Annotated in this window: 13 protein-coding genes; 8 read left to right on the forward strand and 5 right to left on the reverse strand. The window is 37.5% G+C overall.

Annotated elements, in window-relative coordinates:
• Positions 1-348 precede the first annotated feature (348 nt).
• Positions 349-1,539 carry a methionine adenosyltransferase gene (metK, locus tag B7696_RS07970; protein ID WP_084863102.1) on the forward strand — a complete coding sequence of 397 codons (1,191 nt, stop codon included), beginning with the start codon at positions 349-351 and terminating at the stop codon, positions 1,537-1,539.
• Between the two features lie 89 nt (positions 1,540-1,628).
• On the opposite strand, the gene B7696_RS07975 is transcribed toward metK, so the two are convergent.
• The 5 genes from B7696_RS07975 to B7696_RS07995 form a co-directional block, all read right to left on the reverse strand.
• Entirely contained in the window at positions 1,629-2,258 is a 630-nt protein-coding gene (locus B7696_RS07975) for a GNAT family N-acetyltransferase (RefSeq protein WP_084863104.1), read from the reverse strand.
• 134 nt (positions 2,259-2,392) lie between these two features.
• Positions 2,393-2,692 carry a DUF1827 family protein gene (locus B7696_RS07980; RefSeq protein ID WP_000767189.1) on the reverse strand — a complete coding sequence of 100 codons (300 nt, stop codon included), beginning with the start codon at positions 2,690-2,692 and terminating at the stop codon, positions 2,393-2,395.
• A 58-nt stretch (positions 2,693-2,750) separates the two neighbouring features.
• The gene (locus B7696_RS07985) at positions 2,751-3,203 is read right to left on the reverse strand and encodes an NUDIX hydrolase (RefSeq protein ID WP_000013079.1); all 453 of its coding nucleotides are present in this window, start codon (positions 3,201-3,203) and stop codon (positions 2,751-2,753) included.
• Positions 3,204-3,332: 129 nt separating this feature from the next.
• On the reverse strand, positions 3,333-5,591 hold the full coding sequence (locus B7696_RS07990; RefSeq protein ID WP_084863106.1) for an ATP-dependent Clp protease ATP-binding subunit: 2,259 nt from the start codon (positions 5,589-5,591) through the stop codon (positions 3,333-3,335).
• 229 nt (positions 5,592-5,820) lie between these two features.
• On the reverse strand, positions 5,821-6,051 hold the full coding sequence (locus B7696_RS07995) for a DUF1797 family protein (RefSeq protein ID WP_000443570.1): 231 nt from the start codon (positions 6,049-6,051) through the stop codon (positions 5,821-5,823).
• 190 nt (positions 6,052-6,241) lie between these two features.
• On the opposite strand from B7696_RS07995, the gene B7696_RS08000 reads away from it, so the two are divergent.
• The 7 genes from B7696_RS08000 (at position 6,242) to B7696_RS08035 (ending at position 19,034) form a co-directional block, all read left to right on the forward strand.
• Positions 6,242-6,925 carry an amino acid ABC transporter permease gene (locus B7696_RS08000; protein WP_033686685.1) on the forward strand — a complete coding sequence of 228 codons (684 nt, stop codon included), beginning with the start codon at positions 6,242-6,244 and terminating at the stop codon, positions 6,923-6,925.
• Positions 6,925-7,659, forward strand: a complete 735-nt coding sequence (locus tag B7696_RS08005; protein ID WP_084863108.1) for an amino acid ABC transporter ATP-binding protein — start codon at positions 6,925-6,927, stop codon at positions 7,657-7,659. The genes B7696_RS08000 and B7696_RS08005 overlap by 1 nt, the downstream gene beginning before the upstream one ends.
• Positions 7,660-8,008: 349 nt before the next feature.
• Complete coding sequence (locus B7696_RS08015; protein ID WP_064276973.1) at positions 8,009-8,572, forward strand: HAD family hydrolase; 564 nt, start codon at positions 8,009-8,011, stop codon at positions 8,570-8,572.
• Positions 8,573-8,586: 14 nt separating this feature from the next.
• Positions 8,587-10,533 carry a DNA topoisomerase (ATP-hydrolyzing) subunit B gene (gene gyrB / locus B7696_RS08020; RefSeq protein WP_000134040.1) on the forward strand — a complete coding sequence of 649 codons (1,947 nt, stop codon included), beginning with the start codon at positions 8,587-8,589 and terminating at the stop codon, positions 10,531-10,533.
• 81 nt (positions 10,534-10,614) lie between these two features.
• Positions 10,615-12,342, forward strand: coding sequence for a septation ring formation regulator EzrA (gene ezrA, locus B7696_RS08025; RefSeq protein WP_084863109.1), 1,728 nt, complete (start codon positions 10,615-10,617; stop codon positions 12,340-12,342).
• Positions 12,343-12,478: 136 nt separating this feature from the next.
• Positions 12,479-13,870, forward strand: coding sequence for a peptidoglycan-N-acetylglucosamine deacetylase PgdA (pgdA, locus tag B7696_RS08030; protein WP_020901904.1), 1,392 nt, complete (start codon positions 12,479-12,481; stop codon positions 13,868-13,870).
• Positions 13,871-14,078: 208 nt separating this feature from the next.
• Positions 14,079-19,034: a S8 family serine peptidase gene (locus B7696_RS08035; RefSeq protein WP_084863111.1), complete on the forward strand. Its 4,956-nt coding sequence runs from the start codon at positions 14,079-14,081 to the stop codon at positions 19,032-19,034.
• Positions 19,035-19,096: the final 62 nt, after the last annotated feature.

Below are 19,096 nucleotides of genomic sequence, written 5' to 3' on the forward strand. Positions count from 1 at the left end.
GTACTGAGCTCCAATTTTTTTTTATTTATGAGAACGAACTATCTAAACAGAAACACTACATTAAAGACTGCAAATTGCGCTAAAAAATGGTATAATGATAGAGTTATATAGTCCCGATAAGATGGTAGGCATTTATCGCGAAGAGTTTTCCTATCAGTACTTTGTAATTTGCAAAGACTGACGGCTCCATACGGTTGCCGCTATAATGCGGTCACCCTATGCGCCTTACTAGCTTCAGAAATAAAAAATTATCGTTTTTATTTCTTTCGCGTCGTAACTCTTAGACTATAGAAATACCTATCAGTACTTTGTAACTCTATAACACTATTTTTAAGGGGGGACATTTTTATGTCAGAACGTAAATTATTCACGTCTGAATCTGTATCTGAGGGGCATCCGGATAAGATTGCAGACCAAATTTCAGATGCGATTTTGGATGCTATTTTAGCTAAGGATCCAGAGGCGCACGTTGCTGCTGAGACAGCTGTATATACTGGTTCCGTCCATGTTTTTGGTGAAATATCTACAAATGCTTATGTGGATATTAACCGTGTGGTTCGTGACACTATTGCAGAGATTGGCTACACCAATACAGAATATGGTTTTTCTGCTGAGACTGTAGGAGTACATCCATCTTTGGTGGAACAATCTCCTGACATTGCTCAAGGTGTTAACGAAGCCTTGGAGGTTCGTGGGAATGCAGACCAAGATCCGCTTGACCTGATTGGCGCTGGTGACCAAGGGCTCATGTTTGGATTTGCAGTGGATGAAACAGAAGAGCTCATGCCATTGCCAATCTCACTCAGTCATAAATTGGTTCGTCGTCTGTCAGAACTTCGTAAGTCTGGGGAAATCAGCTATCTTCGCCCAGATGCTAAATCACAAGTTACTGTTGAGTATGATGAAAATGACCGTCCAGTACGTGTGGACACAGTTGTTATTTCAACTCAGCACGATCCAGAAGTCAGCAACGAACAAATTCATAATGATGTGATTAACAAGGTCATTAAAGAGGTTATTCCAGCCTCTTACTTGGATGAGCAAACAAAATTCTTCATCAATCCTACTGGTCGTTTTGTAATCGGTGGACCTCAAGGGGACTCAGGTTTGACTGGTCGTAAGATTATCGTAGATACATATGGTGGCTACTCTCGTCACGGCGGTGGTGCCTTCTCTGGTAAGGATGCGACTAAGGTGGACCGTTCAGCCTCTTATGCGGCTCGTTATATTGCCAAGAATATCGTTGCAGCAGGCCTTGCTAAGAAGGCAGAAGTGCAATTGGCCTATGCTATCGGTGTTGCCCAGCCTGTTTCTGTTCGTATCGATACCTTCGGTACTGGAATAGTAGCTGAAAGCAAACTTGAAAAAGCAGCACGTCAAATCTTTGACCTTCGCCCTGCAGGAATTATCCAAATGTTGGATCTTAAACGTCCAATTTACCGTCAAACAGCGGCTTATGGACATATGGGACGTACAGATATTGACCTTCCATGGGAACGTCTCGATAAGGTAGATGCTTTGAAAGCAGCAGTAAAATAGATAAGAAAACCAACGTTTTGAACGTTGGTTTTTATAAATATAAGTTATCCTTATTTAAATAGGATTTGTAAATTGCTGGCCTATTATAATTAATTCATTGTTTTTAAAAATGCCCAGTTACCAATTGATTTTGATCCGTATTCTAAGTCAATATAGTCCAGTAATACATAATCGTTTTTTCCGTAGAATGAGGCATTGATTGCTGTGTTGGTAATGAGACCCAAGTGCTTACAGCCTTTTGATCTGACATAGGGTTCAATTCCTTGTTTCAAAAATGTACTACCTATTCCCTGCCCTTTATTTGCTACATTGACAGCTAAGGCCATTAAATACCAATCAAACTCTCCTGATTGTTCTAAGTGCTTTTTGGAACGTTTTACAAAGTCAAAGTATTTAAAAAGATTTCGTGGTCGAATGTAGCGAAAAATGTTTGTTCCGCCATTTTGTAGATAGGATAGTATGCAGAAATCCTTTTGTTGCAAAAGGGCGACTGCACGTAATTCTCCATCTTGTTCCGCAACTAAACAGTTTCCTTTTTTAATATAGACTCTGGTAAGCATTGTTTGTAATGTTTCTACAAAATTAGGATAATAATCAGGTTTCTTTAAATCATCCCTTATAATCGTTAAAAAGGGATAGTCAAGAAAGGAATTGGCTAATAGTTTTCCAATTTTTTCGTATTCTTCAAGTCTTGCCTCTCGATATATCATGTCTCCCATGCTTGTCTCCTTTGTTACCTATAAAATTGTGTATGATAGGATTTCAAGATAAAAAATTGGAGATGATTTAAAAAGCTAAATAAACCCAATTTTGTTCCATAAGGTTTAAAGCATTTTCTAATCTCTCCAAGATTTTATTTGGTTGGAATCGAAATTCCAATTAATTTTTCTGAATAGAGGGTTTTGATATTGGCCTCATCAATAGAGTCCTTATCAATTTTACGTTTCAAGAAAAATTCTTGAATAGCTTCGATTTCAGGTTCGCGGATAGCGCGGTGTTTGTTTGAGATGAGGATTTCATAGTGAAGCGGAGCTTGGGTAAAAATAACATCGGTATTACCTGCAGAATAGACCTCAACAAGGGTTGCATCTGTACTTTCTAGCTGGCTTTTTACAAGTTGCGAGTGTGAGTTTGTCGTATTGATTAGCTTCATAACATTTCCTCCGATTTTCTAATTCTATTATAGCACTTTTTAAATAAAGTAGCTTGATTTAGTCAATCTTATGCTGTTTTTTCCAAGATTGGATGGCCCATTTATGGCTACCACGTTTGAGATTTTCAATAGCCTCGTCAATAGGGAACCAGGCAATATGATTAAAGTCTTCTAGTGGTTTTTGTACTTCTTTGAAAGAAGTCGCTTCATAGAGGTAGGCAGGATTGTAGTAGTAGGTATCACGGTGACGAGAGTAGAAATATTCATCAGCTTGTCCGTAATAGGTACCAATTTCAGCTGTAAATCCAAGTTCTTCAATCAACTCACGTTTTAGGGCTTCCTGATGGTTTTCACCCGCTTCAATTTCGCCACCTGGTAAGAACCAAGCCCCATTAGGTGCTTGAACAAGAACAATTTGTTTTTGTTCAGCGTCTGGAATTACTGCATATACACCGTAACGAGCAACATAGTCTGTATTCGCTTTTTTTTCTCCGAAAGTTGGATTTGCCATTGCATTTTCCTCATTATCTATTATCTTTATTATTATCTTAATGGACAAAGGCTGAGCTGTCAAGAATTTATAGTTATTTTAGTAAAAAGGAGCAGAAAATTTTCATTTTCTACTCCTTTTCTATAGGATTTATACTTCTTTTTCAGAAGTTTTAACTTCAGCTTTTTTGGCAGACTTAATTTGAATGTTTCCCTTGCTGGTCATAACTGCCTTGAGTTCTTTTTCGCTTGGATTTTCAAGGTAGTAGTCAGTGATGGCGTCCTCAATATAGTCTTGAATAGTACGACGAAGTGGGCGTGCTCCCATTTTTGGATCATAACCGAGGTCAACTAATTTTTCTTTGACCTTGTCAGTTACATCCAAATGAATGTTGTTGCTAGAAAGGCGCTTGTTAACGTCTGCTAGCATCAGCTCGACAATCTGAAGGAGGTTATCCTTGCTGAGAGCCTTAAATTCGATAATACCATCAAAACGGTTCATAAACTCTGGGCTAAAGAAGTTACCGAGTTCACCGAGAACAGAGTTGGTACGTCCTTCTCTAGCAGCCCCAAATCCAACGCTGGCTTCGGCCTTACCTGTACCTGCATTTGAAGTCATGATGATGATGGCATCCTTGAAACTAACGGTACGTCCTTGTCCATCTGTCAAACGACCATCGTCCAAGACTTGAAGGAACATGTGCATAACATCTGGATGGGCTTTCTCTACTTCATCCAAGAGAATAAGTGAATATGGATTGCGACGAACTTTTTCCGTTAATTGCCCAGCCTCATCATAGCCAACATAACCTGGAGGGGCACCGACCAATTTAGCCACGCTGTGTTTTTCCATATATTCACTCATATCAAAGCGAATCATACTGTCAGCAGAACCAAAGAGTTCGATAGCTAGTTGTTTGGAAAGTTCCGTCTTACCGACACCAGTTGGCCCAACAAAGAGGAAGCTTCCAATAGGACGGTTAGGCGTACCGAGTCCAACACGATTACGGCGAATAGCTTTGGCAATCTTATCGACCGCATCATCTTGGCCAATAACATGAGACTTGAGATCTTCGGCTAGATGGATGAGTTGAGATTGTTCTTTCTCTTTTAAATCACCAACAGGGATATTGGTTTTCTGCTCGATAATGTGCTCAATGGTTTTCTCACTGATGATAGGAGTATCTTGGTCTGTGACCTTTTTCTTTTGCATTTCCTTATACTTGGTAATCTGGTCACGGAAGTAGGCAGCTTTCTCAAAATCTTCTTCTCGTGTAGCTTGAGATTTGAGATTTTCAGCCTCAATCAAGCGCTGATCAATCACTTTAGGGTCTACAAAATTCAAGGTCAAATTCATCTTAGAACCCGCTTCATCTAGGAGGTCAATGGCCTTGTCAGGTAAGAAGCGATCTTGGATGTAACGATTGGAAAGAGTTGCAGCTGCTTCAATTGCAGCATCGGTATACTGAACGTGGTGGTAGTCTTCGTATTTCTTTTGAATGCCTTTGAGGATAGTGATTGTTTCTTCCACCGTTGGTTCATCGACCTTAACAGGCTGCATACGACGTTCTAGGGCAGCATCCTTTTCAATGATACGGTATTCATTGAGTGTAGTTGCACCGACCAGTTGCAGTTCCCCACGAGCAAGGGCGGGCTTGAGGATATTTCCTGCATCCATATTGCCATCGCCCGCAGAACCAGCACCAACAATTTCATGGATTTCATCGATAAAGAGAATAATGTCTTCACGTTTTCGAATTTCTTCCATGAGCTTTTGCATGCGTTCTTCAAATTGTCCTCGAATACCCGTTCCTTGAACCAAGCTAACCACATCCAGACGGATGACTTGTTTACCTTGGAGTTTATGTGGAACGTCGCCATCAACGATTTTCTGAGCTAGACCTTCGACAACGGCAGTTTTTCCAACACCAGGTTCACCGATAAGAACAGGATTATTCTTGGTTCTGCGATTGAGAATCTCAATGACACGGATAATCTCATCATCGCGTCCAATAACGGGATCTATATCTCCGCGACGGGCAATTTCAGTTACGTTGATACCAAATTCTTCCAGCAGGCCTTTTTCTTGGCTTGGTGGAGGAGTTTGAGCAGGTCCACGATTTTGGGAACCATAACCGCCGTTTCCACCGTAACCTCCACCTGATTGGGTTGGGGGAGTCGGAGGAGTGTTGTTAGAAGGTCTAAAATTGTTTAGGTCATTGAAGAAATCACCAAAGGGATCAAAGTCACGATTGTTTAGATCCGTCATACCTTTAAAGAGGCTATCGTTGGGATCTGTCTTGATAATCTTATAGCAGTTTTGACAGAGGTCAATTTGTTTTTGCTTTCCATTGAGATTGGTATAAAGATGAATTGTTGAGTCATTGATTTTACAGTTTTGACAAAGCATACATCTACCTCATTTCTTTCTTTAGCCTGACCTGTTTAAAGGTCAAAAATAGTCAAATTTCTATACTCTCATTATAACAGGATTGGGGTGTAAAGCAAGTAAAAAGATTGCAGCTTTGAGAAGTTGTTACAAGGAAAATTTTTGTGATTTTAGGGAATAAAAAAATCCTATTTGTGAGACAAAAAGGATTTTGGTTAGACATGCAGGGTGTAACCCAGCTTGTTTTGTATTAGTAAAGGAGTTCGTAAATCTCCATTGCAATCAAGTCAATGCTGTCAAACGTATAAGTTTCGCGAGCTTCGACATCACGAAGGGTAAAGATTGAGCCGTTTTCTTCGTCGTGGCTGTATGCAACTTCTGCAACAACAACTCCTTCGCGTTCAAAATTACGTTTTAAATTTCCGCCGTCTTTAGCCATTGCTTCAAGGCGGTTGATGATTCTAACCAAATGTGATTCCATTTTGATTCTCCTTCATTTCTTATCGTTACTATTTTACCATAAAGGAGGCCAACTTGCCTAGAAAAAACTAAGATTTCTCGCTAATTCTACCAGCTTAAAGATTTTTTGAATAAATTAGACAAAAGATTTGAATTTTAATTCATTCCATGTTATAATCATACAGTATTCTATTTTAGAAAGCAGTGTGACTATGAATTTTTCTTTCTTACCTAAGTATTTACCTTATTTTAACTATGGGGCTGTCGTGACGGTTCTCATTTCTATCTGTGTTGTCTTTTTGGGAACTATTTTGGGTGTTGTCTTGGCTTTTGGGCAACGTTCAAAGTTTAAACCGTTTGTTTGGCTCGCCAACTTGTACGTTTGGATTTTCCGTGGGACACCGATGATGGTTCAGATTATGATTGCCTTTGCCCTTATGCACATCAATGCTCCGACTATTCAGGTTGGAATTTTAGGTGTTGACCTTTCCCGTCTGATTCCAGGGATTTTGATTATCTCTATGAACAGTGGTGCTTATGTTTCTGAGACTGTTCGTGCTGGGATTAATGCGGTTCCTAAGGGGCAGTTAGAAGCGGCTTATTCTTTAGGGATTCGTCCTAAAAATGCTATGCGCTATGTGATTTTGCCACAAGCAATCAAAAATATTTTGCCAGCATTGGGGAACGAATTTATCACTATTATCAAGGATAGTTCCCTCTTATCAGCTATAGGTGTTATGGAGTTGTGGAATGGAGCTACAACAGTTTCTACAACAACCTATCTACCTTTAACACCACTTTTATTTGCAGCCTTTTACTACTTGATCATGACCTCTATTTTGACAGTAGCCTTGAAAGCTTTTGAAAAACGTATGGGACAAGGAGATAAAAAATAATGACAGAAACCTTAATAAAAATTGAAAATTTACATAAATCCTTTGGAAAGAATGAAGTATTGAAGGGCATCAACCTCGAGATTAAAAGAGGAGAAGTTGTCGTTATCATCGGTCCTTCAGGGAGCGGTAAATCTACCTTGCTTCGCTCTATGAATTTGTTGGAAGAAGCAACCAAAGGGAAGGTTCTCTTTGAGGGAGTTGATATTACGGACAAGAAGAATGACCTCTTTGCCATGCGTGAGAAGATGGGGATGGTTTTCCAACAATTTAATCTCTTTCCTAATATGACTGTGATGGAAAATATCACCTTGTCTCCTATCAAGACTAAAGGTGAAAGTAAGGAAGTTGCAGAGAAGAGAGCTAAGGAACTTTTGGAAAAAGTTGGTTTACCAGATAAGGCAGATGCTTACCCTCAGAGTTTGTCAGGTGGCCAGCAACAACGGATTGCCATCGCGCGTGGTTTAGCTATGGAACCTGATGTCTTGCTCTTTGACGAGCCAACTTCAGCCCTGGACCCTGAAATGGTAGGAGAGGTGTTGGCTGTTATGCAAGACTTAGCCAAGTCAGGAATGACCATGGTTATCGTAACACATGAAATGGGATTTGCTCGTGAGGTGGCAGACCGTGTCATCTTTATGGCAGACGGTGTGGTTGTTGAAGACGGAACACCCGAACAGATTTTTGAACAAACCCAAGAACAGCGGACTAAAGACTTCTTGAGTAAGGTTTTATAATCTATTTTAAACTTTCAAGAGAAGATTAGTGAAAAGCTAGGCTCAATACCAGTCAAGTGGAACTTACTTTGAGAAGTTACCCCCCTTATTAATAACATCCATAAATTGGATATTAGGATTTTTAATATAAAGTAGTTTTGTGTTAAAATATAATTGTTCCATATGATTCTCTCTAATGATGGTTTGGTCGCTTTTCATTATGGGTCATATGGAACTTTTTTCTACAAGAAAATAGGTTTCATAGTATTTATAATAGATTTACCCACTACAAATAATATAGAGCATTTTTTATGTGGAAAACTCAAGGAAATCATCGCTTTTTTCATAAAAAAATGCTATAATGAAGGGTATGAAATATCACGATTATATCTGGGATTTAGGTGGAACTTTACTGGATAATTACGAAACTTCAACAGCTGCCTTTGTTGAAACATTGGCATTGTATGGCATCAAACAAGACCATGACAGTGTCTACCAAGCTTTAAAGGTTTCTACTGATTTTGCGATTGAGATATTCGCTCCCAACTTAGAGAATTTTTTAGAAAAGTACAAGGAAAATGAAGCCAGAGAGCTAGAACATCCGATTTTATTTGATGGAGTTTCTGGTTTATTGGAAGACATTTCAAATCAAGATGGCCGTCATTTTTTGGTTTCTCATCGAAATAATCAGGTCTTGGAAATTTTAGAAAAAACCTCTATAGCAGCTTATTTTACAGAAGTGGTGACTTCTAACTCAGGCTTTAAGAGAAAACCAGATCCTGAGTCCATGATTTATTTAAGAGAAAAGTATCAAATTAGTTCAGGACTTGTCATTGGTGATCGACCGATTGATATCGAAGCAGGGCAAGCTGCTGGACTCGATACCCACTTGTTTACCAGTATCGTGAATTTAAGACAAGTATTAGACATGTAAGAAAAAGGAATAAGATGACAGAAGAAATTAAAAATCTGCAGGCACAAGATTATGATGCCAGTCAAATTCAAGTTTTAGAGGGCTTAGAGGCTGTTCGTATGCGTCCAGGGATGTATATCGGATCGACCTCAAAAGAAGGTCTTCACCATCTAGTCTGGGAAATTGTTGATAACTCAATTGATGAAGCCTTGGCAGGATTTGCTAGCCATATTCAAGTCTTTATTGAGCCAGATGATTCGATTACTGTTGTCGATGATGGGCGTGGTATCCCAGTCGATATTCAGGAAAAAACAGGTCGACCTGCCGTTGAGACCGTCTTTACTGTCCTTCACGCTGGAGGAAAGTTTGGCGGTGGCGGATACAAGGTTTCAGGTGGTCTTCACGGAGTGGGGTCTTCAGTAGTTAATGCCCTATCCACTCAACTAGACGTTCATGTCCACAAAAATGGGAAGATTCATTACCAAGAGTACCGTCGTGGTCATGTTGTCGCAGACCTTGAGGTGGTTGGAGATACGGATAAAACGGGAACAACAGTTCACTTCACACCGGATCCAGAAATTTTCACTGAAACAACAACCTTTGATTTTGATAAATTAAATAAACGGATTCAAGAGTTGGCCTTTCTAAATCGTGGTCTTCAAATATCCATCACAGATAAGCGTGAGGGGTTAGAACAAACTAAGCATTACCACTATGAAGGTGGGATTGCTAGCTACGTTGAATATATCAATGAGAACAAGGATGTAATCTTTGATACACCAATCTACACAGATGGTGAGATGGATGATATCACAGTTGAAGTAGCCATGCAGTACACAACGGGTTACCATGAAAACGTCATGAGTTTTGCCAACAATATTCATACCCATGAAGGTGGAACGCATGAACAAGGTTTCCGTACAGCCTTGACACGTGTTATCAACGATTATGCTCGTAAAAATAAGTTACTGAAAGACAATGAAGACAATCTGACAGGGGAAGATGTCCGTGAAGGATTAACTGCAGTTATCTCGGTTAAACACCCAAATCCACAGTTTGAAGGACAGACCAAGACAAAACTGGGGAATAGCGAAGTGGTCAAAATTACCAATCGTCTCTTCAGTGATGCCTTCTCTGATTTCCTTATGGAGAATCCTCAAATTGCAAAACGCATTGTAGAAAAAGGAATTTTGGCTGCCAAAGCTCGTGTGGCTGCCAAGCGTGCGCGTGAAGTCACTCGTAAAAAATCTGGTTTGGAAATTTCCAACCTTCCAGGTAAACTAGCAGACTGCTCTTCTAACAATCCTGCTGAAACAGAACTCTTCATCGTCGAAGGAGACTCAGCTGGTGGGTCAGCCAAATCTGGTCGTAACCGTGAATTTCAGGCAATTCTTCCAATCCGCGGTAAGATTTTGAACGTTGAAAAGGCAAGTATGGATAAGATTCTAGCTAACGAAGAAATTCGTAGTCTTTTCACAGCGATGGGAACAGGATTTGGTGCAGAATTTGATGTTTCAAAAGCTCGTTACCAAAAACTTGTTTTGATGACCGATGCCGATGTCGATGGAGCCCACATTCGTACCCTTCTTTTAACCTTGATTTATCGTTATATGAAACCAATCCTAGAAGCTGGTTATGTTTATATCGCTCAACCACCAATCTATGGTGTCAAAGTTGGAAGTGAGATTAAAGAATATATCCAGCCAGGAGCAGACCAAGAAATCAAACTCCAAGAAGCCTTAGCTCGTCACAGTGAAGGCCGTGCTAAACCAACTATTCAGCGTTATAAGGGGTTAGGTGAAATGGATGACCATCAATTATGGGAAACAACCATGGATCCAGAACACCGCTTAATGGCTAGAGTTTCTGTGGATGATGCGGCTGAAGCAGATAAAATCTTTGATATGTTGATGGGAGATCGAGTAGAGCCTCGTCGTGAATTTATCGAAGAAAATGCCGTCTATAGTACACTTGATGTCTAAAAAATCGGGAGAAGTAGTTCCCTTGGTCTAAAAAATATGATATAATCATTACGATTGTTTCAAGTAAAAAAGGAGTTTAATATGTCTGGTAGTCTAGTAGTATATCTTATAATTGCAATTGCAATTATATTGCTGATTTCATATGCTATAGCAATTTATGTACGGAAACGCAATGAAAGTAAATTAGCAATTTTAGAAGAGAAAAAAGAAGAGCTGTACAATCTTCCAGTAAACGATGAAGTTGAAGCTGTAAAAAACATGCACTTGATTGGACAAAGTCAAGTGACTTTCCGTGAGTGGAACCAAAAATGGGTTGACCTATCTCTTAACTCTTTTGCAGATATCGAAAATAATCTTTTTGAGGCAGAAGGCTATAACAACTCATTCCGTTTTTTCAAGGCCAGTCATCAAATAGACCAAATCGAGAGTCAAATTACCTTGATTGAAGAAGATATTGCGGCAATTCGCAATGCTTTGGCAGATTTGGAGAAACAAGAGTCTAAAAATAGTGGACGTGTTCTTCATACTTTGGACTTGTTTGAAGAGTTGCAACACCGAGTGGCTGATCATTCTGAAGAATATGGCCAAGGTTTATCTGAAATCGAAAAACAATTGGAAAATATCCAATCAGAGTTTTCTCAGTTTGTTACTTTGAACACTTCAGGTGACCCAGTAGAAGCTGCTGTGATTTTGGATAATGCTGAAAATCATATCTTGGCTTTGAGTCACATAGTAGATCGCCTGCCAGCAATTGTAAAAACATTATCTAAAGAGCTACCTGATCAATTGGAAGATTTGGAAGACGGTTACCGTAAACTTTTAGATGCTAATTATCATTTTGCTGAAACGGATATTGAATCTCGCTTCCAATTGCTTTATGAAGCTTTGAAGAAAAACCACGAAAATATTGCACAATTAGAGTTGGATAATGCTGAGTATGAAAATACTCAAGTTCAAGAAGAAATCAATACACTCTATGATATCTTTACACGAGAAATTGCTGCTCAAAAAGTAGTAGAAGGCTTAGTTGCAACCCTTCCTACATATTTGAAACACATGAAAGATAGTAATGCTGTTTTAGTGGAAGATATTCAACGATTGAGTAACAATTACCTACTATCTGAAACGGATGTTAGTCATGTTCATAGATTACAAGCTGAGTTAGAATCTTTAGAAGAATCTGTATTGGAATTAACTTCTGAACAAGAGGAACATTCTGAACCTTATTCATTCCTTGAAGATCGTTTGGAAAACTTACAAGCGACTTTGAAGGAAATTGAAGATGAACAAGTTGCGGTTAGTCAACGCCTTGCTCAGATTGAAAAAGATGATATCAATGCTCGCCAGAAGGCAAATGTTTATGTTAATCGTCTTCACACGATTAAGAGATATATGGAAAAACGCAATCTTCCAGGTATTCCTCAGAATTTCTTACAGTTGTTCTTTACAGCAAGTAACCATACTGAAGAGTTGATGGCTGAACTAGAAGAAGCACGGGTCAATATCGAAGCTGTGAACCGTATGCTTGAAATTACAACCAATGATATGGAAGCACTTGAAGAAGAAACCTATAATATTGTTCAATATGCAACATTGACAGAACAATTGCTACAGTATTCGAACCGTTACCGCTCATTTGATGAACGAATTCAAGAAGCTTTTAATGAATCATTAGAAATTTTTGAAAAAGAATTTGATTATCATGCTTCATTTGATAAGATTTCGCAAGCTTTGGAAGTTGCAGAACCAGGTGTAACCAACCGTTTTGTCACTTCATACGAAAAAACACGTGAGACGATTCGTTTCTAACATAATAAAAGGCTCTAAAATATTTGTAGTGGGTAAATCCCCCTATAGATATTATGGAGCCTATTTTTTTGTTCAAAACGAGTAATAGTACTTATTTCTCATTGAAATTATAGCCTGAATTTGATATGATATTTCTATGGATAAAAGTAGAGCAAATCGTGTTGAGCACGATAAAAAGAGAATCGGTTTAATAGCCCTAGTAGCTATCTTTTCAGTAAGTATTTGTGTCCTTGGTTCAATGATTGGATACAAAATATATACAAAGCAAAGTTTTGAACAAAGGATTGAAACGCTCAAAAAAGAGAAAGATGATCAATTGAGTGAGGGAAATCAGAAAGATCATTTTCGTAAGGGACAAGCCGAAGTAATTGCCTATTATCCTCTCCAAGGGGAGCAAGTGATTTCATCTGTAAAAGAAATCATGACACAGGATATTAAGGAAAATCTGGAAGACAAGGAAAATCTAGTTTTTTATTATACTGAGAAACAGGATTCGACTTTAAAAGGGATTGTTAACCGAAGTGTGATGAAACAAGTCTATGATTTAACTTCGTCAAAAGTTGAAGAGACTGAAAAAACTAGTCTGGCAAAAGTCCATTTGACAGAAGATGGTAAACCTTATACACTTGATCAATTATTTTCAGATCCTAGTAAAGCCAAAGAGCAGTTGTTAAAAGAAATCACCTCTTTCTTACAGGATAAGAAATTGGAGCAAGAAAAGATTGATCAAGTTGTTAAAGGCTTCTCTGATCAAGACTTGTCTGCATGGAATTTTGATTACAAGGATAGTCAGATTATCCTTTATCCAAGTCAGTCAGTTGAAAATCTAGATGATATTGCCTTACCAGTATCTAGTTTCTTTGATGTAGTACAATCCTCTTATTTATTAGACAAGGATGCCGAACTTTATAAGGCTTATTATGAAAAGAAAAACCAAAAAGTGGTAGCTCTAACTTTTGATGATGGACCAAATCCTGCAACGACAAATCAAGCATTAGATACACTTTCTAAGTATGGTATCAAGGCAACTTTCTTTGTTTTAGGTAAGAATGTTTCTGGAAATGAAGAGATTTTGAAACGCATGAAATCGGATGGCCATGTTATTGGAAACCATAGTTGGAGTCATCCAGTGCTTTCAAAACTTTCACTTGACGAAGCTAAAAAACAGATTACTGATACTGAGGATGCGCTAACTAAAGTGTTGGGTTCTAGTTCCAAACTTATGCGTCCGCCTTATGGAGCCATTACAGACGACATTCGAAATAGCCTTGATTTGAGTTTTATTATGTGGGATGTGGATAGTCTGGATTGGAAGAGTAAGAATGAAGCAGCAATTTTGACAGAGATTCAACGTCAAGTTCGTAATGGTTCGATTATCTTAATGCATGATATCCATGCTGAAACAGTCAATGCTTTACCAAAGATTATAGATTATCTAAAAGAGCAAGGATATCACTTTGTCACAGTTCCTGAAATGCTTAATTCACGATTAAAAGCACATGAACTATTCTATGACCGTGATCAGTAAGACTTTTGCTGAATAACTAATTAAATCGTAAGTAATTTTTCAATAAATAAATTTAGTCTTGTATTAATCGAGGCTAAATTTTTTTATGTTTAAATCTCATGATAGGATTGGTTAATATTACAATTTTGTTACAAAATAATATTTTGATAGAATTTTCAGATAATTTGGTATATAATACTTTTAATTTTAAATAAAAAGGAGTGATTTTATGGGAGATTGCAAAGGTTTTTGTCATAACAAGTACCAAATAGCAACAATTTTTCTGCTAACGGTCTTTGCTTTTGGATTTGCTTTCGCACAGGTTAGTGCCGATGAGGGGAAATTTGAAACATCCAATCAAGTTACACGTACTGTAACGACTAATAAATTAGATGATTCAAATAAGCTTGCATCACCAGTCACGGCTGACAAGAATGCTCTAAATTCTTCTTCGAAGGAAAAAACAGAAGTGACAGAGTCATTAAAACAAGATGAATATAGAGATAATAAGTCAGACAAGGATGAAACCACACAGAAAGAAACGATTGCTATAAAAAGTGAAGAGAAGAAGGAAGATTTAGCAGTGAAAAGTAATTCTTCTTCGGAAAGCTTACAATCAGAGTCGTTATCTCAAGGTGGACATAAAGAAAAGCCAAACAGTATCTCCAGTAATGAAATTATTACTGTCCCTAAAACCTGGGAAGCAGGACATAAAGGACAAGGAACTGTAGTCGCTGTTATAGATTCAGGTCTTGATTTGAATCATGAAGTTTTGCGTATTTCTGATCCGTCAAAGGCGAAATTTAAAAATAAGGATGATATCGAAAAAGCTAAAAAGGCTGCTGGTATTGACTATGGGAAATGGTACAGTGACAAAGTAGTATATGCTTATGATTACTTTGATGGAACTGATAATATAAAAGAGGCTGAAAAAGAGTCTCATGGAATGCACGTTACTGGGATTGTAGCCGGAAATTCTGTTAATAAAGCTCCAAATTCTGAGAAGGTTTATGGGGTTGCGCCAGAAGCTCAAATAATGTTTATGAGAGTTTTTTCAGACAGAGATAAAACTACAGCCTCTGCCCTTTATGTAAAGGCCATTGATGATGCAGTTGCGTTAGGTGCGGATGTGATTAATATGAGTTTGGGTGCAGGTGCGGGTTCAACGGTAGATGCAGGTTCAGATATCATTGATGCAGTAAAAAGAGCACGCGCTAAAGGAGTATCTGTTGTTATCGCTGCTGGTAATAGTAATACTTTCGGTAGAGGTTTTTCACAACCATTAGCAGAAAATCCTGATTATGGTCTCGTTGGAAATCCCTCTACAGTAGAAGATTCAATTTCTGTTGCTTCGATTAATAATAAAATTCTAACTACTGAGGTATTTGAAGTAAAAGGTTTAGAAAATGACGCTACCCTTGATTATGGTAAGTTTGATTTTAATAGACCTGAAACAGAAAAAGATTTTGAAAAAGGGAAAGAATACGAATATATAGCAGCGGGTATTGGTCGTGAAGAAGATTTTGCCAATATTGATGTGAGAGGCAAGTTAGCACTGATTCAACGTGGTAAAATTAATTTTTCTGATAAGATTAAAAATGCTCTTCAACATGGTGCAGTTGGAGTTTTAATTTATAACAACGTTGAAGGTGCAAATGTTAGTATGTCTGTTACAGGTGATGCTAAGAAAATTCCATCTGTCTTTATTTCAAAACATTATGGTGAAATTCTTAAATCTGGTCAGTATAAAATTGTCTTTAATCACAAGATGGATAATCGTAAATCAGATGTTGCAGACCAATTGTCAGATTTTTCAAGTTGGGGAGTTACAACAGATGGACAATTGAAACCAGATGTTACTGCACCTGGTGGAAATATCTATTCATCATTTAACGACAACAGTTATGGAAGTATCAGTGGAACAAGTATGGCTGCTCCTCATGTAGCTGGTGTCGCAGCATTAGTCAAAGAATATTTAGCAAAGAAACATCCTGAATTATCAGCTAGTCAAATTTCAGAGATTGTAAAAGCTTTAATTATGTCTACTGCAAAACCACATTTTAATAAACAAACTGGAGCCTATACTTCTCCACGTCAGCAAGGTGCTGGTGTAGTTGACACGATGGCGGCAACAAGCACAGATCTATTTGTAACAGGTGCAAATAACTATCCAAGTGTTACTCTTGGTAATGTTGGTGATAAATTTACCTTTGAAGTTACAATTCATAATATTTCGGATAAAGACCAAACATTGAAGATGATTGTAAATACAAATACGGACGAAGTTGAAGAAGGGAAATTCACTCTCCGTCCACGAAAACTAACTGAAACAGTTTGGCCTGAAGTAACTGTGAAAGCTCATAGTACGAAGACGGTAACAGTTAGTGTAGATACAAGTAAGTTTACTGAAGAACTTAGCAAAATAATGCCAAATGGATATTTTCTAGAAGGATTTGTTAGATTTGTCAATCCTGCAGATGATAGTTCTGTTATTGGTTTACCATTTATGGGATTTAAGGGAGAATTCCAAAATCTACCTGCAATTGAAAAACCAATTTATCAATTGATTAAGGAAGGAAACAGTGGATTTTACTCTGAAATTGATAAAGATAATCCAGGAATTTCATCTTCAGACGATGCAACTTATTTAACAAGTTCTGAAAATGATGTAAATGTTTTAAAAGCAGAGCGTCAAGGAAATCGAGTGACTGTACTCGGAGTGAAACAAGATGCTGAAGGGAAATACCATCTTCAATTAGATGAAAAAGGGAACATCCGCCTTGCTATCTCGCCAAATGAGGATGGAAATAAGGATTCTGTTCAATTTAAAACTCTTGTCTATAGAAACTTGGTAAATCTTCGTGCGACGGTTTATGATTCTTCGGATACAACACACAGTCAGCCTATTTGGCAAAGTCGTCCGACAGACCTTGTAAAAAATTATTTTGATGGCGATACTAGAAATCCAAGAAGTTACATTGTAGATAAAACAGCTTGGGGAGGACAGGATTCTAATGGAAATCGAGTCTCTGATGGAATTTATGACTATGTTATTAGTTATAAGCCAGATGTCCCTGGAGCTGAGGAACAATACACAATATTTAAAATTCAAATCGATACACAAAAACCTCTGATTACTTCGGGATATATTCGTTCTCAAAAAGATCAAGAACAATTTATAGCTCGTAAACCTCAGGATGTCGGAAATGGGGGAATTCTTCTAGAAAAAGTCTTTTATATTCGTCCTTCTGAAAATAGAGAAGCGACAGATTCAGAAATCGAACAGTATCAAATTATCAAACAAAATGAAGATGGTAGTTATACACTTCCTAAGAACGTTGATAAATCGAAAATCTTCTATTATGTAGAAGACTTTGCGGGAAATGTAGATTTTATATCTCTCAAAGATCTTGTAGGTGAAGAAAATAGTGGTCGTGTAAAAATTGCTATACTAAACAATAAAACCAAGGATGAGATTGATACAACTTATGTTTATCGCATTAAAAATAGCGAAGGTCAATATGTAACTGTTGATAAGTCAAAAGATATTAATTTCTTGAAATTTGGGCATTATGTTGCGGAAATTTTTAGCTATGACCGTACAGAGTTGAAATTTGTGAGTGCTCTATCTAAGGAATTTGATTTAACGAAAGAAAACAGTTTTCAAACTATTACCTTCTTGGCTAACAAAATGCAATATGCCCCAGTAACGGTTGGGTTTAATCAAGCTGTTCCTGGAACTACAACGATTACTTTAGTAGGTGAAGACGGTCAGAGTCAAGTCTTGCCAGCTGAAACATATGGTAAATATTCTTATGGTAAGAAAGTGGTTACTGGTGAATATAAAGTTCTTGTAAATCTGTCAAAAGGTTATGAACTACTTGATAATCTTCAACCATTTAAAGTTCTGTTTGGTAAAAATAATGTTTTGTCACTTTCAGTTGTTTCTAAGTTAGCTCTGATTGCAGCTTTAAATAAACAAATGGAAGTAGTTAAAACTCCGAGATATTATAATACAAAACAGAAATTAAAAGAGATTTTTGATCAAAGTGTTAAAGATGCGCAACTAGCATTGGGAAGTAAACTTAACCAAGACAAAATTGACCAAATTGTTAATGCTTTAGAGTCTGCTATGCAAACATTGGATGGTAAGGAATCTGATATCACATCATTGAAGAATGCAATTAAAGCATATGCTGAGACAGTTAAAAAAGGTAAATATATAAATTCTGATCAAGAACGCAAAGGTCAATATGATCGTGAATTTAAACTCTTGGCATTATTAATTACAAAAGATTTGATAACTCAAGATGAAATCGACCGTCTATTGACCACTTTCTTACAAGCACAAGACCAGCTGAATGGGAAAGAAACAGATTTCATGAGCCTAAAAAATGTTATCGTGGATGAAGTGAAGTTTCAAGACAAAGATCCAAGATTTTTGACAGCTGGTAAAGAGGAGAAAGATGCATATAATCTTATTTTCAACAAAGCTAAGTTACTTTTGGAAAATGCAGAATCTAGTCAAGAAGAAATTAATGAAGTAATCAATGCTCTAAAAGAAACGTCTGTAAAACTGAAGGCTAATAAAGTAGAGATTCCAGCTAAACCGGTTGTAACGATTAAACCAGCTAATCCAGCTAATCCAACTAAGCCGGTTGTAACGATTAAACCAGCTAATCCAACTAAGCCGGTTGTAACGATTAAACCAGCTAATCCAACTAAGCCGGTTGTAACGATTAAACCAGCTAATCCAACTAAACCGGTTATAACGATTAAACCAGCTAATCCAACTAAGCCAGTTGTAATGATTAAGCCAGTTATTCCAACTAAACCAGTTGTAATGATTAAGCCAGTTAATCCAGCTAAACCAGTTGTAACGGTTAAGCCAGTTTCTCAAGTGCAACCTGTTAAATTAGTAAGTCACAATAGACAAGTCTCAACTATTAAGCCTTCAATTAGCAATGATAAAATTGAGAAAGCTCCATCAATTATAGAAGCTAAGCATGAGAATAAAACACTAGCTGGAAGTGGTCAACAAGTATTTTTAGCTACAGTCAACAAAGAAGGAAAACAATTACCAGCCACTGGTGAGAATAATATAATTTCTATTATGCTAAGTATTTCGGGAATTTCTCTCTTGTTGTCAGTAATCGGACTTGCAACTTTTTCAAAAAGTGAGTAGAGAATACAATACATCTTTCTATAGTTTTTGATTTACAGTATGTTACAATTCTGATATAATAG

It is taken from the genome of Streptococcus mitis, assembly GCF_002096815.1.
Taxonomy (GTDB): Bacteria; Bacillota; Bacilli; order Lactobacillales; family Streptococcaceae; genus Streptococcus; species Streptococcus mitis_AD.